Consider the following 19,798-nt stretch of genomic DNA (forward strand, 5'->3'; position numbering starts at 1 on the left):
GGTCGGCTCGAGTCGGTGACTGGCGACTCGTGAGCGGTTGGTCTCTTTACAGTGACAGTCAGTGGCTCCGATTCTCGTCTGACCGGACGACTGTCACTGGGACCGCAGACTGTCGAACAACTGCCTCAGCGACACTGCCGAGCAGGAATCGTGCAGGTCCCTGCCGGCCATGACTGCCGATCACGATCTGGTTCACATCCGTCTCATCAGCGTACTGGAGGATCGCTCGAGCCGGATCACCCGCTTCAAGCTCGGTGTCAACAGAAACACTGTCCGGAATCGCTGTCCGTACTGACTCGAGTATGCGTTCCCCCTTCTCTCGTTCACTCTTGTATTCGTCTTCTTGCGTGTAGCCCGGATACGCTCGGTGACGACTGTAATCAGCTATTGGATTGATCACGTACAACAGCGTCAGATGTGCGTCTGGAAACTGTTCCGTTGCGTATTCGACGGCGCTTCGGGCTGGACTGGAGCCATCGACAGGGACAAGAACGTGCTGTGTCATATGGGTCTTTTCAAGCCCCGTTCTCTAAAACCGAAGGCAACAAACGAACCGATAGCTCCTCTCAGAGCAGTTCCGACAGGAGGACGGCCGCCAGCCCGAAGTAAATCAGGAGGGCGGTAACGTCCTTGACTGTCGTAATCAATGGATCAGACGCAGCTGCGGGGTCAAACCCGAGCTTGTTCATGATCCACGGGATGACGTAGCCGACGACCGATGCGACGACACAGACCGAGACGAGGCCGACGAAGACGACGGTCGCCAGTTCGAAGACGTACGGCTCGTCAATCTGCCAGATGTACGCCGCACCCGCTCCGATGCCGCCGATGATCAGGCCGATCAGCAGGCCGATCAATCCCTCACGAGCGAAGTATTTCATCGCATTGCGGTCGTCGATATGACCGAGTGCGAGTCCACGAACGAAGATCGTCGAGGCCTGTGTACCGACGTTGCCGCCCATATCCATAATCACTGGAACGAAGAAGGCAAGCGCGACGACGGCTTCTAGTGTATCCTCATAGGCCTCGATCACACCGCCAGCGAGTAAGCCACCTGCGAGTGCAACGATAAGCCACGGGAGCCGAAGCCGGAGAATCTTTGGGATTGACGACTCGAGGATTGCAGAACTCCGGGACTGCTCGACATCAGCGAACGAAAACCCTGCGCTCTTCATAATGTCCTCGGTGGCTTCCTCCTCGACGACATCGATCATGTCGTCGGTTCGGAGGACACCAACGAGACGGTCGTCATCGTCAACGACCGGCAGTGCAGGGAAATCTAGTTCGGCAATTTCGTCGGCAGCAAACTCCGGATCGGCGTCGGCGTCGATTGTGACGAGGTCAGTCTGCATGTGATCCTCGACGACGTCATCCTCCGGAGCGTTGAGGAGTTCCCGGAGAGACATGACGCCGACGAGGCGACCCGCGTTGTCGGTGGCGTAGAGATAGTAGACAGTCGTTTCCTCAGTGACAGGCTCGAAGTCACGGAACTCGTCGATAGCGTGGCCGATGAACGTCTCCTGAGTGACCGCAACGTACTCGTCGTCGGTTATTTCATCGACACGGTCAGCGTGGAACTCGAGGTTGGAATTAGCAACCTCCATAGGTTTCACCTCGGACGTGTGAGCGGATAACACCTGCAAACTCTGCCTGGAGAAGGTCGAGAACTAGTTCTTCAAGCGTGCGCCCGCGTTCGTGGCGACTCTCGTTGATTGCCGTGCTAACACCAAACTGACTGCTGTGATTTGTATCCAGCATACGGTCTTTCGATTTAGATTACTCTAAAAAAGCACTTTGATACAAGTATTGATACGATATTATGTTCCATGAGAAGGAAACACAGCGCCCTTGCGAGGTCAAACTGCCGTGAGCGGTGTGATCAACGATCCGCGGATCACAGAGCGACTTGGTGACCCGTCGCTTCCTGACAGATGAATGAAAAACCAAAATTCCTCCGTTCCACTGCGTTGTCCCAGTAACGCGGTGGATGAGACTGCCGACTGCTGTGATCCGTTTCTGACCGGTTACGCGTCGTCGTCTTCGTCGTCGTCTTTCATCGAACCAAGCTGAGAGACGAGTTCGTCGGTCGAAGCGTCGGATTCGAAGGACATCTGTCCGTCGTGGTCGTTTTTGTGGACGTTGACGGCTTCTACGTCTTCGTCGTCGTCGGCCGTCTGCTGCTGTTGTTCGGATTCGTCGTAGCTACCAAAACCCATATGTTACCTTGATTAGTGAGTCCTAAAGGTGTGCCGGTTCAGTCCGTCTCTGTGGATTCGATGCATGAGACGGTCACTCATCCGGGCTGGCACCCAACGCCGTCTCACTTGAGCCGCAGATACTGGCGGTCGTACTCCGGTTCACCCTGACGTGGGTGAATCGTGATGAACGACTCCGGCGGCATCTCGGCCAGCCGTCTCGGTAGATCCTCGAGTTCCTCGTGCCAGCCAACATCGCCACGTCGTGGTGCGATTGCGACGATGAGATCATCGTCGCCGGTTTCGGCCTCGAGCGTCGGCAGAAGCTGCCCCCAGTCGCTGAGTTCGTCGAACTCGGCTGTGGCGTCTTCCTCGACGAGTTCGAATAGCTGTTCGAACTGGTGGGCCGATCCTTCGACGACAATAACGTTCAGCTCCGCACCCAGACTGGCAGCGATCCGTTTGACGATGTGGACGGCTTCGTAGAACCCTTCGTGATGGTCGGCACCGATCGGGACGACCACGACGATCCGTTTGGTCGTATTGATCGGATGGCCAAGTCGGGAGATTAACACGGGAAGAGGGGTCCGCTTGAGGACCTGATCGATGATACTCCCGAAGACCCGGTGGCGGAACGTCTCGGCTGCGTCCCATCCCATGATGATCTGGTTGGCTTCGACCTCGACCGACCCCTGTACGATCCCGGACGCGACGTTGTGGTTGACACGCGTCTCGGTTTCGATGGGAACCTCTGCAGCGCTTCCGATCGCAGCGAGCTCCTCGAGTTCGTTGTTGACTTCCGCGACCTGTGTTTCGGTCGACTGCTTGCTGTCGGGCTGGACGACGGTCATCAGGTGAACTGGTTCGGAGCCACGATCACCTTTGATGACGAACGCGAGTTCGAGCAGGCGTTGCTGGAGTTCGGCGTTGTGTGACAGCGGCAACAGGATATTGGGGTCTTTTGTACTGTCGTCTCCCTCACCAGTTTCACGCTCGAGTGCGATCTTCGTCGCTGCCCGTTCGGTTAGCCACGGGCTTAGGAGCGCGGTCACGAGCAGTAGTAAGACGACGGCGTTGAGGATTTCTGCGCCGAACAGTCCTTCCTCGAACCCGATAAGCGTAATCGCCAGTGCGGCGGCTGCTTGCCCGGTTGAGAGTCCGAAAATGGCGTTTCGCTCACTGGTGGTATACCCCTGTATTTGAGCGACGAGCCACGCGGCGCTGCCTTTCGTCAGGAGCATGACGACGACGATGAGCGCGGTAAGCTGTAGCGTCTCGGGACCGTCGAGGATCACGCTCGGATCAACGAGCATCCCGACGTGTAACAGGAAAAATGGGATGAAGAAGGCGTTTCCGACGAACTCGACGCGGTTCATCAGGGTCCCACCCTGTGGAATGAGCTGATTTAGCGCCAGCCCGGCGACGAACGCTCCGAGGATCGCGGCAAGGTCGAGGAGTTCGGCGAGGCTCGCGGCCGCAAAGATCGCGACCATCACGAACAGGAACTCGAAGTAGCTCTCCTCGCTGAAGTTCTGGAAGAACCACCGTGAAATCGGCGGCAGAATAAACCAGGCGCTGCCGAACAGGACGACGATTGCGAGGCCGACCTGAGCAAACAGCCAGATGGTGAGTTCCCCTTCGACGGCACCGGTGACGATTGCGAGAACGACCAGCGCAAGTGTATCAGTAAAGAGAATGCCACCGAAGACGGCAGTGATGGCTCGGTTTTTTGTCACGCCAAGTCGGTTGACGATCGGATACGCGAGCAGCGTGTGCGAGGCAAACACCGACGAAAGCAACAGTGCTGCCCAGATATCGAGTCCGAGAATCGTGTACGTCGCGACAGTCCCCGCGAGAAACGGAATAAAGAAACTTGCAAGTCCAAACAGGGCTGCGTTCTCCGGTGCCTCTTTGAACCCCTGAATGTCGAGTTCGAGCCCCACAGTAAACAGCAGGTAGATCAGTCCGACTTCACCGAGCAGTTCGATCGCCGACGAGTGTTCGACGAATTCGAGCGCACCAGGGCCGATGATCGCACCGAAGACGACGATACCGACGATCCCCGGTTGGCCGAGCCGTTTGGCCAGCAAGGGGCCGATAAGAAAGACCGCCATGGCAACTGTAAAGACCAGCACCGGCTGGTCGAGCGGGACCTCGAGGCCGTCGACGACGAGTGGTGTGATCATCGGTGGATCGAGTCACTCTGTTCGTGACAGTCAATATAGCTGTACTGTCGTGCTGCCACCGAGAGGGTGAGCGACAGTTCCGGCAATTTAGGCAGCATTCGGTGAGTTTCGTCTCGGAACAGCGTAATCATCGCGGAAAATGAACGGGTGGGTAATAAAATATCTCATTTGGATCCTTGAATGCGGATACGTGTACAATTCCATTTTACTCGACGGATGCCCGTCGTCTCTGTGTTCGAAGGCGACGCTCCGTTGTGTCCAGTGGCTTCAGCTGCAGGGATGGTGAGCCCAGTCACGCACAGTTCACTCCCACGAAATCTCGAGAATACGACTCACACTTTATTGTCACTATATTGAACAGAATGGGCGTCGCCGCTCTCAGATTCGTGGCTTTACGACTCTTCCGACTGTACCGCTCAGGGTGAAGAGAGCGCCGCAGACAGCAACTGTGATCGACACACCGATGCGGTCCAGATTAGGCTCGCTGTTTGGTGGGTGATACTTTTTGTTCCAATAGACATACTCGCTCGTTGTATGGCCGTTCGGTTGACATACTCCGTTTTTAATCTTCTTTTGAACGATCTCTCGGAGAAATTGTTGCAAAAATTGAACGGATGCTTCAAAAATTAATTCGAATGTAGTACTATCCTGTGAACTGATCACTACGGATCTCGTTTTGTGGCGGTCTGTTACCCGCTAACTACCGCCTCCAGTAGTCCGTCTATAGTAATGACTGCAGACGGGAAGGTCTGTAGTATGTCCGTGCACCGTTTGCCATCTCGAACAGTCGCCACGGACGACCAACTACCTATGGAACAACTCCAACAGTCATGGGCGACCGTTCGATCTCCAGTCCGCGCTCGTCCGAGGTCACGTTCAGAAACTGCCACGTCGTTCAGGGATCCTGTCCCTGAACACGCTCACGGTGGGTGAATTACGATGTGTGGAATTATCGGTCGAGTCGGTGACGGGAACGCCCTCGAACCGCTGCTGACCGGTCTCGAAAATCTCGAATATCGTGGGTACGACTCGGCTGGTGTCGCCGTGCAGAACGGCTCCGGTATCGACATCCAAAAACGATCGGGAAAAGTCGACGAACTGAAAAAATCGATCGGTGACACGCCGCTCGATGGTGAAGTCGGCATCGGGCATACTCGCTGGAGTACCCACGGGCCGCCAACTGATGCGAACGCACACCCGCATACGGACGGCACGGAAGACGTTGCTGTCGTCCACAACGGGATCATCGAGAACTACGTCGAACTCAAATCTCGGCTCGCAGACCACGGCCACGAGTTTACCAGCGACACCGACACCGAAGTCATTCCCCATCTCATCCAGCATTATCTCGACGACGGGATGGACAACGAGTCGGCGTTCCGACGTGCGATCGACGAACTCGAGGGAAGTTACGCCGTCACAGCGATGCTGTCGGGCGAACACGTCCTCTACGCCGCACGACAGGGGTCGCCACTGGTCGTCGGCATGGAAGACGACGAGTACTTCCTGGCGAGTGACGTCCCAGCGTTCCTCGAGTACACTGACAGCGTGGTCTATCTCGAAGATGGCGACGTCGTCATCGTCGACAACGACGGCGTCGAGTTTACTGACCTCGAAGGTAACCCAGTCGTCCGGGAACCCGAAACGATCGAGTGGGACCCCGAGCAGGCCGGGAAAGGCGAGTACGACCACTTCATGTTGAAAGAGATCCACGAGCAGCCGACGGCGCTGACACAGGCTCTCGAGGGACGAATCGACCCCGAAAACGAGCGAATTGCACTCTCGGATCTCGACCCGGAGACGTTCACTGACGTTGGGAGTGTCCAGCTCATTGCCTGTGGCACGTCCTATCATGCTGCGCTGTACGGCTCGCTTGCGCTGAATCAGGCCGGAATTCAGTCGACTGCCCTGCTCGCAAACGAGTACAGCGTCTCGGCGCCGCCGACTGACGACGACACGCTGGTCATTGCGGTCACTCAGAGTGGTGAGACGGCAGATACGCTGAGCGCACTTCGGCAGGCCAATGCCGAGGGGGCAACGACGGTGACGGTCACGAACGTCGTCGGGTCGACCGCCGCTCGAGAGGCTGATGAGGCCGTGTTTATCCGGGCCGGTCCGGAAATCGGCGTCGCCGCCACCAAGACGTTCTCCTCGCAAGCGGTCATGCTCACGCTGCTCGGCCAGTGTATCGCCGCTGAACAACACGGTGAGCCGCCGGCAGATCTCGGCTCGCTCCTGCCAGAACTGGCCACGATGCCCGATATGCTCGACGACCTGCTCGTAGACTCTGGCGCCGACCTCATCGCCGAGCAGTACGCGGACAGCCAGTCGTACTTCTTTATCGGGCGCGGCCTCGGCTTTTCAGTGGCACTCGAGGGTGCCCTGAAGTTCAAAGAGATCACCTACGAACACGCTGAAGGGTTTGCCTCGGGCGAGCTCAAACACGGGCCACTGGCGCTTGTGACGCCTGACACACCGGTCTTCGCTGTCTTTACCGGCGAGGAAGACGAGAAAACACTCAAAAACGCCGAAGAAGCGCAGACCCGTGGTGCACCGGTGGTCGCAGTCTGTCCCGACGGCCACCGGGCGGTCGACGTCGCCGACGCCCACCTCGAGATTCCCGAGACAGAACCCGCACTCGCTGGGCTACTCGCAAACGTTCAGCTCCAGTTGGTTTCGTACTACGCTGCCGACCTCCTGGATCGGCCGATCGACAAACCGCGTAATCTCGCGAAAAGCGTCACCGTCGAGTAGCCGAACCCGCCACGGCGGCGTCGCTGTGGCCTCCTCAGTTTTGTCGAGCGCGAGTCATCGATTCTAGCGGACCCGGACCACCCCCGTAGACACGAGTCCAGACGGTATCGTCACCCGTCGACCCATGACCCACACTCGAGCGAAGCGGTTTCATCCTGGAGAGAAACGTCCTGTCGGCTGTCTTTCAAACAGTCTCTCTCCATCGGAGAACCCACCTCGAGAGAATATAAAGGGCAACCGTGTCAGTGACGGGCGGTGAACGCAACTCACCACTCGTGTGTCGCTGTGGATACCCACCCACTGCGTACACACCCGCGTACAGCCAATAAAATGATCTGTTACTGTATGTAAATACGGTATTACTGGCGTGTCGTGCGATAACACTGCTGTTTTCCGAACTCTCATTTTTCGCTGAGAGTTGTGATTTATGGCCAGTTGAATTCGTATTTATCTTGATTATGCTGTCTATAGTAAATAGTGTTCTGTGGCTACGGACTGTTGATGTCGACGGAACCTACCGATACGAAGTGGACACCGATGACGTCCGGCCAGCAAACGAATGCCCCTCGCTGTGTCAACTGTGGAAATCAGGTCACTCGGCAGTTCGCTCGTGTCTTCGGGGACAATCGTGACGTCGTTCACGCCTGTCCTGACTGTGCAACGTACCGTGAGATGAAGACGTCCGATTTCATCCCCAAAGAGCGCCGATAGCTGATTCTCGAGTGCATGTTCCGTTGCCGTGTGTTCAACTACTGTGCTGCTACAGACTACCGCTCCGTCTTGACGGTTCTGTGACCCCCTCCACGGTGTGTCGTATCCAGCCGGATTTTTCATCGCGATCACAGTGAGCAGTCGTTCCCGAACAGAAGGGGTGGCGACGGACGTGGCCTGTTCGTCATCTGGTGGCCCCCGACCACAGTCCGCCACGCGATGTCACTGAGTTCGAGTTGGAGTCGGAACCATTTCAACGACCGAAATCCGGTGGTCGGCGTCGTTCGTGGCGTTGAGAAAGCCATTCGCCCACAGCTGTGGGGCCGATCGAACCCCGCTTGTGGCCGCGTTAGCGGCCCCCTATATTTCTGAACTGTCTGTATCGTATATATGAGTCACCAGCGTTGGACTCTCTTGGTAATGGATTCAGTATCGTATCGTCGTCAACGGACCGAGTTGATCGAACCCGTGACTGAGAGACGTCTCCTGGCAACAGGGTTCATCCACACGCTCACACACCGTCCCGTGCGAACCGACGCCACAACCCGGCGGGGTAACCAATGAGTGCAACCGAACCCGACACCGAAGTCGACGAACCGGACTCGAGTCCGTCACTGACCGATTTGCCGCCGAGTTCGAAACTCGTCTACAAAGTCCTCGAGTACGAGGGTCCGATGACCCAGGAGGAGATCGCCGCGGAGTCACGGCTCTGCTCTCGGACGGTCAGATACGGGCTCGGTAAACTCGAAAACGAGGAACTGGTCACCAGCCGCGTCTCTCTCGAGGATGCCCGGCAGTCGAAGTATCGAATCGTTGACTGATATTTTGGCTACCGGAGTTTCCGATATCGATCGACCAGTAGGTCGAGGCCGAACGAGCCCGACGTGATCTCGTAATGGGTCTCCAAACGTGGGTTGAACTTCGCCTTGTATCGGTTGATGCTCGGGACGCCGGCACCGACGAGATCGTATGTCTCGATCCCACTGTGGAGCCCGTCACGCATGACGTGCCAGTCGAGGAGATCGTTGATCGGGAGATCGATCTCGGTATCGGGTTTGACACCGCCTTGCCATCGGTAGCGGGTTGTTTCGGATTCGGCGACCAAGATGCCGCCGACAAACTCGCCGTCCACACGACAGACGTAGGGTCGAATCGCGCCGTCAGGCAACGCTTCATGGACTGATCGTGCAAACGTCGGACTCAACTGGAACGCCTGCCCCTGATTCTCGTAGCGTTTTGCGACCTGTTCGACGATCCGTTCGACGTCGTCGTTGGTGCCCTCCTCGATGACGTAGGCATCTTCGTCGGCATTCCGAACGTTGTTCCGGGCATCGCTGCTGAACCGTTTCAACAGCGCCTCTTCGTCACCCTCGAGATCGACGACGTAGGTGTAGCCGGGTTCGACGTTGTACCCTGCCCAGGTGAACGGGCGCATGTCGTCGAACTCTGCGGCGACGAACTTCGTATACTGTGGCGAAATCTCCGCTTCGATCCACTCGAGGCTTCCCTCGAGAAACTGTTTCGTTCGTCGATCGGCTTTTCGCTGCTTGAGTTTGTCGACGTTTAACAGCGATGGCCCGAGGTAACACGACCACGAGAACGGTGCCGGTGAGAACGCGCCGGTGATCGGCCCCTTCGTGTACTCGAAGACGGGAAAGAGACCAACAGCTTCCTGTCCTTTGAAGCCGGCCAGTAAGTGAAGCGTCGAATCGGTGTCCTCTGCCTGCAGTCGCAGTGCTTCCGCTCGATGGAACGGATTGGTGCCGTCTGATCGCTCGACGTAGCGGTTCCACTCGTCAGCATCGGCCTGTGGATCGAGTACGGTTATCTCGACACCCATTGTTAGAGATACCCCAAATCTGAGAGTCTGTCTTCAACCGCTGCATCGTCGGTTGCACGGATTTGATCGCCCTCGTACGCTGGATACGCGGCTTCCGTCTCTCCATCGATAACCGGCAGGGTTGTCCCGTCCATCTCGGTGTCAACTGGCACGTCGAACAGCGTACAGATCGTTGGGGCGACGTCGAACAGCGTTGCGCCCTCGATGGTGGCCGTCTCGTCGAACGCATTTCCTGCGGCCGCGACGACGCCGGTCTGCTTGTGATTCCACGACTCCATCGGTTCGCCGAACTGTTCGACACCGACATCGGCAACGATCGCATTATTAAACGCGGCAGGGACTGTCAGAATGTCGGGTCCGTTGTCGATCTGTGTACCGTCGAAGTATGCTTCTCGCGGTTCGACAGCTTCGAACATGGGCTCACTGTCAGGCGTTCGAACGGCTGACAGCTGCTCGATGAGCTCCGATCGGACCGTCTCGTACTCGGAATCGGGAACTTGGCCGTTTGGCTCCCGTCCCTCGAGGTTGATCCGGACGCCCAGTTCGCTTTTCGAACGGATGTACGCCTTCGATTCCGGAAAGTCGACTTGCTCGCTGGCTGCCCGAATCATGTCGTTTGGCACGCGACTCCCGATCGGCTCTTTCAGGCCAACCGTCTCGAGGGTGCTTGCAACCCGTTGGGTCGTGACTCCGAACGTCGCGGCCACGTTCATCACCCGCTCGAGGACGCTTTCGTCGTGCTTGCCGGCGTCTTCGCCCTCGAGGAGGTCGTTTTCCCACGATTTCGACCAGGTCGGCATCCCCTCGCCACCGCTTTTGGTCTCGAGGTAGCCCCGTTCTCGAAGGAACTCGTTGACCCGAAACTCCGTTCCGGTCACCTTCCCCATCCCGTGGTCGCTGACGATCAGAATGTTGTCTGGATCGGTCGCCTCGATGGTTTCTGCCAGCTGCCGGTCGACCGAACGGTAGACGGCTTCAATCGCCTCCTTGTCCCCTGGCCGTTCGTGGAACACGGTGTCGGTTTGCTGGAACTGCAGAAAGCCAAAGCCGGGATCGACTCGTCGACACAGGTATCGGAACGCCTCTCCGCGGCGGTCGATCGTCTGTTCGTAGCCCTCGATCGATCGATCAGGTGCGTCAGTGCTCTGTGGGTAGACGTGATACTCCCCACAGGCCATCTTGACGTCCTCGAGGATCCCGTCGGGGTGACAGGCTGGATCTTCCGGCGCGGTCATGCCGGGAATCAGGGCGCCATCGAACTCTCGCGGTGGATGGGTGACAGGGACGTTGACGACGACACTCGAGATTCCGTGTTCGCTCAGCAACTCCCAGACTGGCCGTTCTCGAACGTGGGTCGAGTTGACGACGTCCCAGTCGTAGCCGTCGAACGAGAGGAAATCAAAGACGCCGTGTTTTCCCGGGTTCTTTCCGGTGTACATCGACGGCCAGGCGCTTGCCGTCCACGGCGGGATCTGTGACTCGAGGCCCCCGCTGGTTCCGGTCTCGAACAGCCGCTGGAGCGTTGGAATTTCGTCCGCCTCGAACAGTGGCTCGAGAATCGAACGGCAGCCAGCATCGAGCCCGACAACGAGGAGGCGAAGGTCAGTTTCGTCGGTCGAATCTCTCATACTGAACTCCCACACCCTACCCTGATTTTGTTATCCGACTGTTTTCTCTTGTAGGCGAAGGCTGCAGTCATGACATCAAATCGTGTCAGTAACCGAATCTGGTGTGTAAGCAATCCCTGTTCGTAATCGCGACGTTAGTATCGTCTCAATCACTATAGGTCGTGTTCGTCTATGCCCGGCTATGGTGGGTTTGTCGACAGGTGGAACCGGTTCTGCAGGGGACTATCAGTCAAAACGAACACTCGATCGACCGCGGTGCCGGCTCCTGATTGAGGATGTGCTGACGGTTAGCCACTTGCAACGAAACGGATGATCAGCGAGCATCCATCGCTTTCTATCCGGTCGCTATCCGGGCCACAACCGTCTAATATCAGGTCGGTTCTCGAGCGTTTTTCGACCGATATTTCGCTGTATGGCTCCGGAAAGGCCGCATTGTATGATGGTCTTTCCGGGCTTGTCGACGCCGGTGAGAACGTGCTTGTTCCCGCCTACCTCCCAGACGCAGTCGCCGAGCCGTTTTTGGATCTCGGACTTGCAGTCCGATACTATCGTCTCGAAGCGAACCTCGCGCCGGATCTGGCTGACATCGAACGACGGCTCGATGACGACACGGTCGCGATCATGTCGGTCAACTACTTCGGATTTCCACAGCCCGGTCTTGGGGAATTTATGTCCCTTGTCGACGAATACGACTGCTACCATATCGACGACAACGCTCACGCTCCGATCAGTGTCGACAACGGAACACTGCTTGGAACTCGAGGCCATCTTGGAGTGACCAGTCTCTGGAAACTGTTGCCGATTCCCGATGGTGCGGTCCTCTACTGCAACGATGCTGTCGTTGCCGAACACCTCGCCCCGTCATCGTTCGCTGGTGTTCGCGAGCAGTTCGGCGCTGATGACTGTCGATTCCTCCTCAAATCGGCCGTTGCTGGACTGTTGAACATGAGCCCCACTGTCAGTCGGTCAGTTGATGCGCTCATTGACGATCGAGGGATGTCGCCTTCCGTTCCGGAACCGAGTGTCCGGTACGAGGAGGGGAAAGCCCCGATGTCGAAACTCTCGGCGTACGTCGTCAACGGTGCAGACCCCGTCGCGATCCGAAACGCCCGTCGCGAGAACTACCGTGCGTGGCAACGCATCTTCGACTCCCATGACGACGTCGACGTCCTCTATGACTCGCTTCCTGCGGGAATCTGTCCACAGGTCTTCCCGCTTCGAACGAGTATTCCACAACGGGTCCTCGAGGACCTCGAATGCTGTGGCGTCGATGGTGCTCACACCTGGCCGCGACTCTCGAGTACCGTCTTCGAGAACCCCGAGTACGACCGTGCGACGACGTTATCTCGAGAAATTCTCGTTCTTCCAGTCCACCAGCATATCGATCCCTCGACGATCGAAGCCGTCGGCGATCGCTTGCCCCGGTGACAGCCTACTCAGTGCTCACCATTGTCTCCAGTTCCGACCGGATGTCGTCATCGAGCGTGTACGTCCGCTCGGTAGGCCGATCAAGGATGCCTTCGGTCCGTAACTCCGACAAGAGCCCCTGGACTGCAACCGTCGACCGAGCGACTTCCTCGGCAATGGCCGCAGACTCGAGGGCGCCGTCTCGAGCCAGCACGGCGAGTGCGTTCCGTGCCGTCGCCACCGTACACTGTGACTGTTCGGCCGCGCGCTCGAGTCGGTCGTCGATCCACTCGCCTTCGAACCACTCCTCGTGAACTGTCGCAGTCGTGATCGGTGATCGATCCTCGGTGTCCGTCTCTGACGTTTCACTGGCCGACATGTAACCGAAATCGAGTTCGTCACCACCGGCCTGAATAATCGCCGATTCTGATTCCGTCGCCGACTCCGATGCTGCTTCAGTCGCTGCCTCTTGGGCCGTCTCGAAATTCGCCACCCGTTCCCGGAGCTGCTCGTTTTCCTCGCGCAGCCGCTCCATCGCGTCCGTTCGCGACGCGAGTTTCGCTTCGAGCGTCTCGATCCGCTCATCTCTGTCTTCGAGTTCGGCCTCGAGTTCGTCTCGATCGGCTTCCAACTCGAGAATTTCGTCGTGAAGCCGACGCTGCTCGTCTTCTGGCAGCTGTGTCTGGACGGTGTTCGGCCCCATGAGTGCGTCCGCCATCTGCTTGGCCGCACTCGAGACGTCCCGTGCCGACTCGAGGTCGGCCTCGAGCGTCTCGATGCGTTTTTCCTTTTTCTCGAGTTCGTTCTCGAGTTCGAGGATGCGATCTTCTTCGCGTTGCTTTCGCTCCGAGATGTCTTGGAGATCGCCAACGAGCGTATCGGAGACGGACTTCAGTTCGGGCCGCTCGAAGTCGTCGAGCCCGGGTGTCGCACCCGCGTCGAACGTCCGCTTGCGACGGAACTGGACCTTTCGAACGTCGACTTCGGTCCAGTCAGTCTGGACGAACGCCTGTCCGTCGTTGAGCTCCGAGACGAGTTCCGAGTACTCGGTGTCGATGATTCGCCCGACGACTTTGGTGTCGTTGTCCCAGGTCAGTCGATGCCAGACGAGCCAGTTCGCCTGCGTGATGAAATCCTTCTTGACGTCGGCTGGTCGCTGGCTGATGCCGAGGATACCGAGGCCGTGTTTGCGCCCGCGCTTGCTGATTTTGATCAGCAGATTCCCCGTCTCGCCGACGCCACCACCTTCCGGAATGTACTCGTGGACCTCCTCGACGACCAGCAGGAAGGGCTTTTTCAGCTTCTTTTCTTTGATGAATAGCTGACGGGCGATTTTTCGCAGGAGTTCGTCCGCAACGTCCGAATCGAGATAGCCTGAGACGTCGAGGATCACTGGAACGTTCTCCTCGAGTGCCAGCGACGCCATCTGTTCGGCGTGTTCCGGTCCGATCTGGATGTCACACTCCTCATCGGCTCCGGCGTGTAACATTTCGTACTCCTCTTTGAGCCCGTAGTATTCGCCGTCGGTGTCGACGATCAACAGCGGGAAGCCGGCCTCGAGTAACTCCTCGGCGATGACTGACGCCGTGTTCGACTTTCCGGAACCCGACTTTCCGGTGATGAATCCACGGCCGGTTAGCAGTTCCACGACCGGCAGATGCAACTCCTCTCTGTCAGCCGTCTCGCCAACAAGAATCTCACGTTGGTCGCTCACCGCCCCATCACCGTCGACACCTGCGACGCGTTCATATATCTTATACTCCGAACACTGACCCTTGAATATTGGCCTCGCGAGGTTGTTCCATGCGTGTAATCTATGAGGGATGTTCGCTCGGCTGTTCCTCACCAAACAGTCTACACTTTGTACACGGTGTAAGATGCCGGCACTGTCTGGACATCACTAACTGTTCGTCGTTGCCTATCCGACTGCCACGCTACACTGTGTAGACATTTTAGACTGTGTGCACTGTCCCACAAACATTCACAGTCAGCTACGACGACACTTGGTCTCGAGCGGGGGCCGACCGTGGCTGGATTCCGGGCGACGAACTGTCCGAACGCTCTCTACAGTTTGCACGGTCTACACTTTGTAGACAGTCTACAATTTGTACACCGTTTGAGGTTTTCACACCTCCTCGACAGAACTTTTCAACACAGAGCTACGTTGTATGTGTCCAGAGGCGGTTCAGACACTATTTCCAAAACAAAGTTTACACGGTGTAGATCAACCCGATAAGCACACGGTGTAGACTGTGTAAAATGTGCAGACGGTCTTCCGCTACTGTTAAGTCCGATTACTTGAATGATAGGCGTGTTACCCACCACAGCAGACTGAGCCGCTTTCAACCGGACATCGTACAATGTTTCCACCGTATACACGCTGTTCGCCGCTTGCACATCGGAGCCGGTCTGAACAGTTCGGTGATTGCTCGAGATCGGTGCTGTCCGAACGGTTTACGCGCTTCAGACTGTCCACACATCCCGCACGGTGTACACCGTGCAGACGGCTCTTCCGTTCGATACCGTTCGGTCCATACCTGTCTTGGCGGTATTCAGTCGAACAGTGTACACGGTCTACACTGTGTCGACCGTCTCGAGTCCAAGCACGGTGCTCAATCTCCGGACAGGCGTCACTGTCAAAGCGGTTGCTGTGGCGACTGCGGTGTTCCTACAAATGACAACACAGACCCCACGCGCCGTCAGCGTCGCCCTGCAGAAAGGCGGCGTCGGCAAAACGACCCTCGCGATCAATCTCGCGGAACGACTCGCAAACCGAGACAACGACGTCCTGCTCGTCGACTTAGATCAGCAGGGCAACGCCACCGAAGGTGTCGGGCTGAGTGAGGCCTACACGAGCGACGTCCACCTCGGCGACGTCTTGGAGGACGGCTCGGAGACGACCCTCGAGGACGTGATCCGCTCGACCGACGCCTTCGACGTGTTGCCGGCCCACGAGGACTTAGATAGCGTCGAGAACAGCATTCGGAGTGCGACCTTCGGTGAGCTGTGGATCAGAAACGAAATCGTCGACCCAGTGTTGGGCGACGAGTACGACTACGTCGTTGTCGACTCGCCACCGAACCTCGGCCCGCTCGCTGACGCCTCGCTGATTTCGACCCAGAACGTCATCGTCCCGTTGCGGATGAGCGAACCCAGTGTCAGCGGCTTCGAGCGGATGTACACCCAGCAGATCGGCCCAATCCGCAAGGAGATCGATCTCGACATTCTCGCGATCGTACCGAACTCGCTCGCTGGCGATAATGAAGAAAAGCGCATCATCGGCGACTTGGAAGACTCTCAGTTCGGTGAGTTCCTCCCGTCGTTTGCGCAGTCGGACCACTTCGATGATCCTGATTCGCCCGGCCCCGGCTTACGCGAGCGGATTGCGTTCAAACGGGCGTGGCGCGAGGGCGTCCCGCTTGCGGCGTACGACCCGGACAACGACATGCTCGAGCGACTCGACGAACTGGCAGCGATCGTCGAGCGTGGAGGTGTCGACGATGCCTGAGGATAATCGGTTTGCCGGCCTCAGCGAGGCTGTCGACGAGGACGCCGACGACTCCGCTGGCGAGTCGGCGAGCGACGCCGAATCGGCCGACAGTGACTCGAATGCAACGACGGTCGAATACGATTCAACCGCCGACGAGACGGAGACCGACACCGAGTCGTCCGACGACGGCTCCGACGGAGAATCGGCCGACGCCGACGACCCCACCGCGTTTCCGTTCGACGCGACGGAGAAGAAGACGGTGTACGTCCGTCCCGAGACGATCGAGGAGTTAGAAGACGCGCAGGCGCTGGTCGACGCCCAGTTGCGAACTGACCACGACGTTCGCGATCTGACTGGTCGGGAGTTCTACGATGCGGTCTTCCGGCTCGCAGCCGCCGATACCGACGGCCTGATCGAGGAACTGCTCGAGGCCCGCGAGGAGTAACCCGTTGCGTTACTCGTCGTCGCTGTTGTCGGTTTCGCGACTGCGGTCGACCGTCTGCTCGCGGATCGTCATTCCCTTGCGACCGAGGTGCTGGAGCTGTTTCCGGGCAAAGTCCTCTTCGCGTGTGCCGTAGGTCGCGAGCACGTACACGAGCGCGCCGCCGGCCGGCCGCATCGTTCGGCCGGCCCGCTGGGTTCCCTGCCGTCGCGAGCCGCCCAGTCCCGAGGCGATGATCGCCAGGTCGGCTGTCGGCAGGTCGATCCCCTCGTCGCCGACGCGAGAGATGATCAGCAGATCACGCTCGTTTCGTCGGAACTCCTCGAGCAGTCGGCGTCGCTCGTGGTGGGGTGTCTCGCCACTGAGAAACGGCACGTCGAGTGCAGCCGCGAGGTCGCGACCCTGCTCGAGATAGTCGACGAAGACGATCGCTTTCGAGTCGGGGTGGGCCGAGAGCAGATATCGGACGTCGTCGATTTTCCCGCGGTTTTTCGCAGCGATACGGTACTTTTCGCGACCCTCGGCGGAGACGTAGGCGTTTCGTTGCTCGTCGTCACCCCACGGAACGTAGCGGATCTCGAGTTCCGGTTCGGCGACGAAGCCGGCCTCGAACAGCGCCTCCCAGTCGGTGCCGATCGGTGGGCCGACGAGCGTGAAGATCTCGGTCTGGCGGTCGTCCTCCCGGATCGGGCTGGCAGAGAGGCCGAGCCGATGGCGAGACTGGAGGTGTGTACTCCGTCGGTAGACGTCCGAGGGGACGTGCTGACACTCATCGAAGACGACCAGCCCCCACTCGCGGTCGTCGAACAGCGATCGGTGGCGATCCATGCCGGCGATCTGGTAAGTCGCGATCGTGACCGGGCGGACCTCTTTTCGGCCCCCGTGATACTGGCCGATCTGATGGGGCTCGAGGGAGGTGTACTCCGCGATCGACTCGGCCCACTGGCGCGCGAGATCCCGACTCGGGACGAGGACGAGCGTTTCCCCCCCGACATGGGCCATCGCCCCCATCGCCGCGATCGTCTTGCCGCTTCCCGGTGGGCCGACGAAAACGCCCTCACCGGCCTCGGCGAATCGATTGACCCACGTCTGCTGGTACTCCCGCAGTCGCACCTCGAGGTCGATCGAGAGCGACTCACCGGCCTCGAGATCTCGGTGGTCCTGGACCGGATAGCCCGCTTCGTAGAGGATGCGCTTGATCGCTGCTTCTGCACCTTCCCGCACCCAGTCTTCGGTCTCGGAGATCGGCGCGTGGACGTGTTCCTCGTCGAGTTTCTGCCGGGCGACGTTGCCCATCACTTCGGGTGTCTTGGCCTCGAGCACCGTGTAGCCGTCTTCGTGGGTCGCCAGCCGGAACTGGTGAGCGCGATCCCACTGGCTTTCGACCCATTCCTCGAGCGCGTCGGATCGCTGGCCCAGCGCCTGTCGCATCGTCCGAGTGAGTGCTGCAAAGCTGTCGTGAGGGGCCTGCCAGATGTCCTCCGGACGGACGACGTATCGGTAGCCGTCGTCCCCGTTGCCGTCTGCGAGGTGGGCGAACTGGGAGAGCTGTGCTCGCGTGAACTGATCTGGCCGGTCGACGATAATCTCACGTCGCTTCGGAAAGACGACTACGCGTTCTCGGTCGGTCAGATCCTCGAGTTCGCTCGGGTACCAGACAACGGGATCCGTCTCGACGGAAAGTCGCTCGACGTCGCCGTGGTCTGCGAGCGCCTCGAGCGCTTCGCTGGCCGCTTCGTGGGGTATCTCGAGCGTTTGCGCGACGGATGCCGCGGTGAGAACGGGCCGTCCCGCCTGCTGGCACGCGTCGTGGAACGCTGCGAGCGTCAGTTGCTGTTTGCCCTCATCATCAACTGTCGTCTCGCCGTTGGCTGTCACGCCGGGCTGTTGATCGTCACCAGCTGCATCCGGGGAACGTTCGTCGGTCACTGGCTGGTCTAACCGCGGGGTGGGTAAACCGATTTCGTTCACCTCGAGTGGGGGACCGAAAACACGACGATGTGTCGTTCGGCTCGAGGATGGTCTGTCGGTCGGTTATCTAGCCAAGGTCGAGTACCGATGTACCGTTCAAAGTATATGACTGAAGAACTATCAGAATTGAGTAATACATTCGGTTGATTCTGGCTGTCTGTCATAGAACAACCTCGAAAGGCTCCGTACCGTCGTAATAGTGCACCTAATCCCAGTAGCTATCTGATTCATCACTCTGACTTTCTGTCGTTACAACCGTTTCTAAACCCGATTGAGACGTGTCTCTGAAAGATCAATTGTAGTACTAATCAGAAAAAGAGGCATATCGAAGCGAATATGCAAACCGATAGCTGATCGACCACGTGCCACCCGAAGTGCTTTTTATAGGTGATACAGTTATTATGACCATGGCCAATCAGGATCACGAACCGGAATCGGACCGTTCGTGTGGATGTAAAATCGGACGGGTTGCGGACAGATATGAACTGTCGACGCTCGATGACGACCTCGCTGCATACTGGACCGGTGAGGCTGCTGAACAGTACAGTACCCGTGAACTCGCAGCGTATCTCAACCAGCGCATTCTCGAGGCGGCCCTCGAGGAGGCAGCGATCACTGTCAAAGAAGGCGAAGTCGAAAACACGTACCGGCTACTCACGGATGACGACGTCAGTAGCGGAACACAGGTGCAGACCCGTACTGAACTCGAACGCGATGGTGTCCCAATCGAGGAGGTCGAGTCGGATTTCGTCTCCCACCAGACGGTCTACAATCATCTGACGGACTGTCTCGATGTGTCACTCGAGACGCCAAGTGACGAGGAGCGACTCGAGCGAAGCGCTGAGAAACTTGGCGCACTCCAGAATCGAACCGCCGCCGTCACGGCAGATACCGTTGCCCAACTCAAACGAAACGGAATCCTCGACATTGGAGAGTACAACGTGACTGTCTCGATCACGGTGACGTGTGAGGAGTGTTTTCAGGAGTACACCATCAGGGATCTCCTCGACGAGCGCGCCTGTGACTGTAATAGCCACTGAACGTCACTGCACACCAGATCGAAGAACGGCTATGCGATCTATGTGTCCATCGGTTCAGGTGTTACTGTAGCACACCGAACCCGCAATCGGTTGGGGACTGATTCATAAATCATCTGGTATTCTGTCACCGGAAC

General features: G+C 58.1%; 15 protein-coding genes. 7 read left to right on the top strand and 8 right to left on the bottom strand.

Annotation, left to right across the window (positions count from 1 at the left end; all coding sequences use genetic code 11):
* Window positions 1–58: 58 nt before the first annotated feature.
* The 4 genes from ACERJA_RS15445 to ACERJA_RS15460 form a co-directional block, all read right to left on the bottom strand.
* Window positions 59–505: a universal stress protein gene (locus ACERJA_RS15445; protein ID WP_373609143.1), complete on the bottom strand. Its 447-nt coding sequence runs from the start codon at window positions 503–505 to the stop codon at window positions 59–61.
* Window positions 506–566: 61 nt separating this feature from the next.
* Window positions 567–1,604: a magnesium transporter gene (gene mgtE / locus ACERJA_RS15450; protein WP_373609144.1), complete on the bottom strand. Its 1,038-nt coding sequence runs from the start codon at window positions 1,602–1,604 to the stop codon at window positions 567–569.
* 420 nt (window positions 1,605–2,024) lie between these two features.
* A complete protein-coding gene (locus ACERJA_RS15455; RefSeq protein ID WP_373609145.1) occupies window positions 2,025–2,216 on the bottom strand; it encodes a DUF5786 family protein in 192 nt (63 codons plus the stop codon).
* Window positions 2,217–2,320: 104 nt separating this feature from the next.
* Complete coding sequence (locus ACERJA_RS15460) at window positions 2,321–4,381, bottom strand: cation:proton antiporter (protein ID WP_373609146.1); 2,061 nt, start codon at window positions 4,379–4,381, stop codon at window positions 2,321–2,323.
* A gap of 939 nt (window positions 4,382–5,320) precedes the next feature.
* Here ACERJA_RS15460 and glmS point away from each other — a divergent pair.
* The 3 genes from glmS (at window position 5,321) to ACERJA_RS15475 (ending at window position 8,667) form a co-directional block, all read left to right on the top strand.
* Entirely contained in the window at window positions 5,321–7,135 is a 1,815-nt protein-coding gene (gene glmS / locus ACERJA_RS15465) for a glutamine--fructose-6-phosphate transaminase (isomerizing) (protein WP_373609147.1), read from the top strand.
* Window positions 7,136–7,636: 501 nt separating this feature from the next.
* Window positions 7,637–7,846, top strand: coding sequence for a hypothetical protein (locus tag ACERJA_RS15470; RefSeq protein ID WP_049889953.1), 210 nt, complete (start codon window positions 7,637–7,639; stop codon window positions 7,844–7,846).
* Window positions 7,847–8,406: 560 nt separating this feature from the next.
* Complete coding sequence (locus ACERJA_RS15475) at window positions 8,407–8,667, top strand: helix-turn-helix domain-containing protein (RefSeq protein WP_006067304.1); 261 nt, start codon at window positions 8,407–8,409, stop codon at window positions 8,665–8,667.
* 8 nt (window positions 8,668–8,675) lie between these two features.
* Here ACERJA_RS15475 and ACERJA_RS15480 read toward each other — a convergent pair whose 3' ends face one another.
* Complete coding sequence (locus tag ACERJA_RS15480; RefSeq protein ID WP_373609148.1) at window positions 8,676–9,686, bottom strand: lipid II:glycine glycyltransferase FemX; 1,011 nt, start codon at window positions 9,684–9,686, stop codon at window positions 8,676–8,678.
* A 2-nt stretch (window positions 9,687–9,688) separates the two neighbouring features.
* Complete coding sequence (locus ACERJA_RS15485; protein WP_373609149.1) at window positions 9,689–11,314, bottom strand: alkaline phosphatase family protein; 1,626 nt, start codon at window positions 11,312–11,314, stop codon at window positions 9,689–9,691.
* Between the two features lie 309 nt (window positions 11,315–11,623).
* Here ACERJA_RS15485 and ACERJA_RS15490 point away from each other — a divergent pair, with 309 nt between their 5' ends.
* On the top strand, window positions 11,624–12,742 hold the full coding sequence (locus ACERJA_RS15490) for a DegT/DnrJ/EryC1/StrS family aminotransferase (RefSeq protein ID WP_373609150.1): 1,119 nt from the start codon (window positions 11,624–11,626) through the stop codon (window positions 12,740–12,742).
* A gap of 4 nt (window positions 12,743–12,746) precedes the next feature.
* Here the strand turns inward: ACERJA_RS15490 and ACERJA_RS15495 are convergent, their stop codons facing one another.
* Complete coding sequence (locus ACERJA_RS15495; RefSeq protein WP_373609151.1) at window positions 12,747–14,435, bottom strand: helicase HerA domain-containing protein; 1,689 nt, start codon at window positions 14,433–14,435, stop codon at window positions 12,747–12,749.
* Between the two features lie 960 nt (window positions 14,436–15,395).
* On the opposite strand from ACERJA_RS15495, the gene ACERJA_RS15500 reads away from it, so the two are divergent.
* Both ACERJA_RS15500 and ACERJA_RS15505 read left to right on the top strand, forming a co-directional pair.
* Window positions 15,396–16,229 carry a ParA family protein gene (locus ACERJA_RS15500; RefSeq protein WP_373609152.1) on the top strand — a complete coding sequence of 278 codons (834 nt, stop codon included), beginning with the start codon at window positions 15,396–15,398 and terminating at the stop codon, window positions 16,227–16,229.
* Window positions 16,222–16,656 (top strand): hypothetical protein, encoded by a 435-nt coding sequence (locus ACERJA_RS15505; protein WP_373609153.1) that lies wholly within the window; start codon window positions 16,222–16,224, stop codon window positions 16,654–16,656. The genes ACERJA_RS15500 and ACERJA_RS15505 overlap by 8 nt, the downstream gene beginning before the upstream one ends.
* Before the next feature lie 9 nt (window positions 16,657–16,665).
* On the opposite strand, the gene ACERJA_RS15510 is transcribed toward ACERJA_RS15505, so the two are convergent.
* A complete protein-coding gene (locus tag ACERJA_RS15510) occupies window positions 16,666–18,531 on the bottom strand; it encodes a DEAD/DEAH box helicase (protein ID WP_373609234.1) in 1,866 nt (621 codons plus the stop codon).
* Between the two features lie 500 nt (window positions 18,532–19,031).
* Between ACERJA_RS15510 and rdfA the strand changes: the two genes are divergently transcribed.
* Entirely contained in the window at window positions 19,032–19,664 is a 633-nt protein-coding gene (gene rdfA / locus ACERJA_RS15515; RefSeq protein ID WP_373609154.1) for a rod-determining factor RdfA, read from the top strand.
* Window positions 19,665–19,798 lie beyond the last annotated feature (134 nt).

This window comes from Natronorubrum sp. A-ect3, from assembly GCF_041821125.1.
Taxonomy (GTDB): domain Archaea; phylum Halobacteriota; class Halobacteria; order Halobacteriales; family Natrialbaceae; genus Natronorubrum; species Natronorubrum bangense.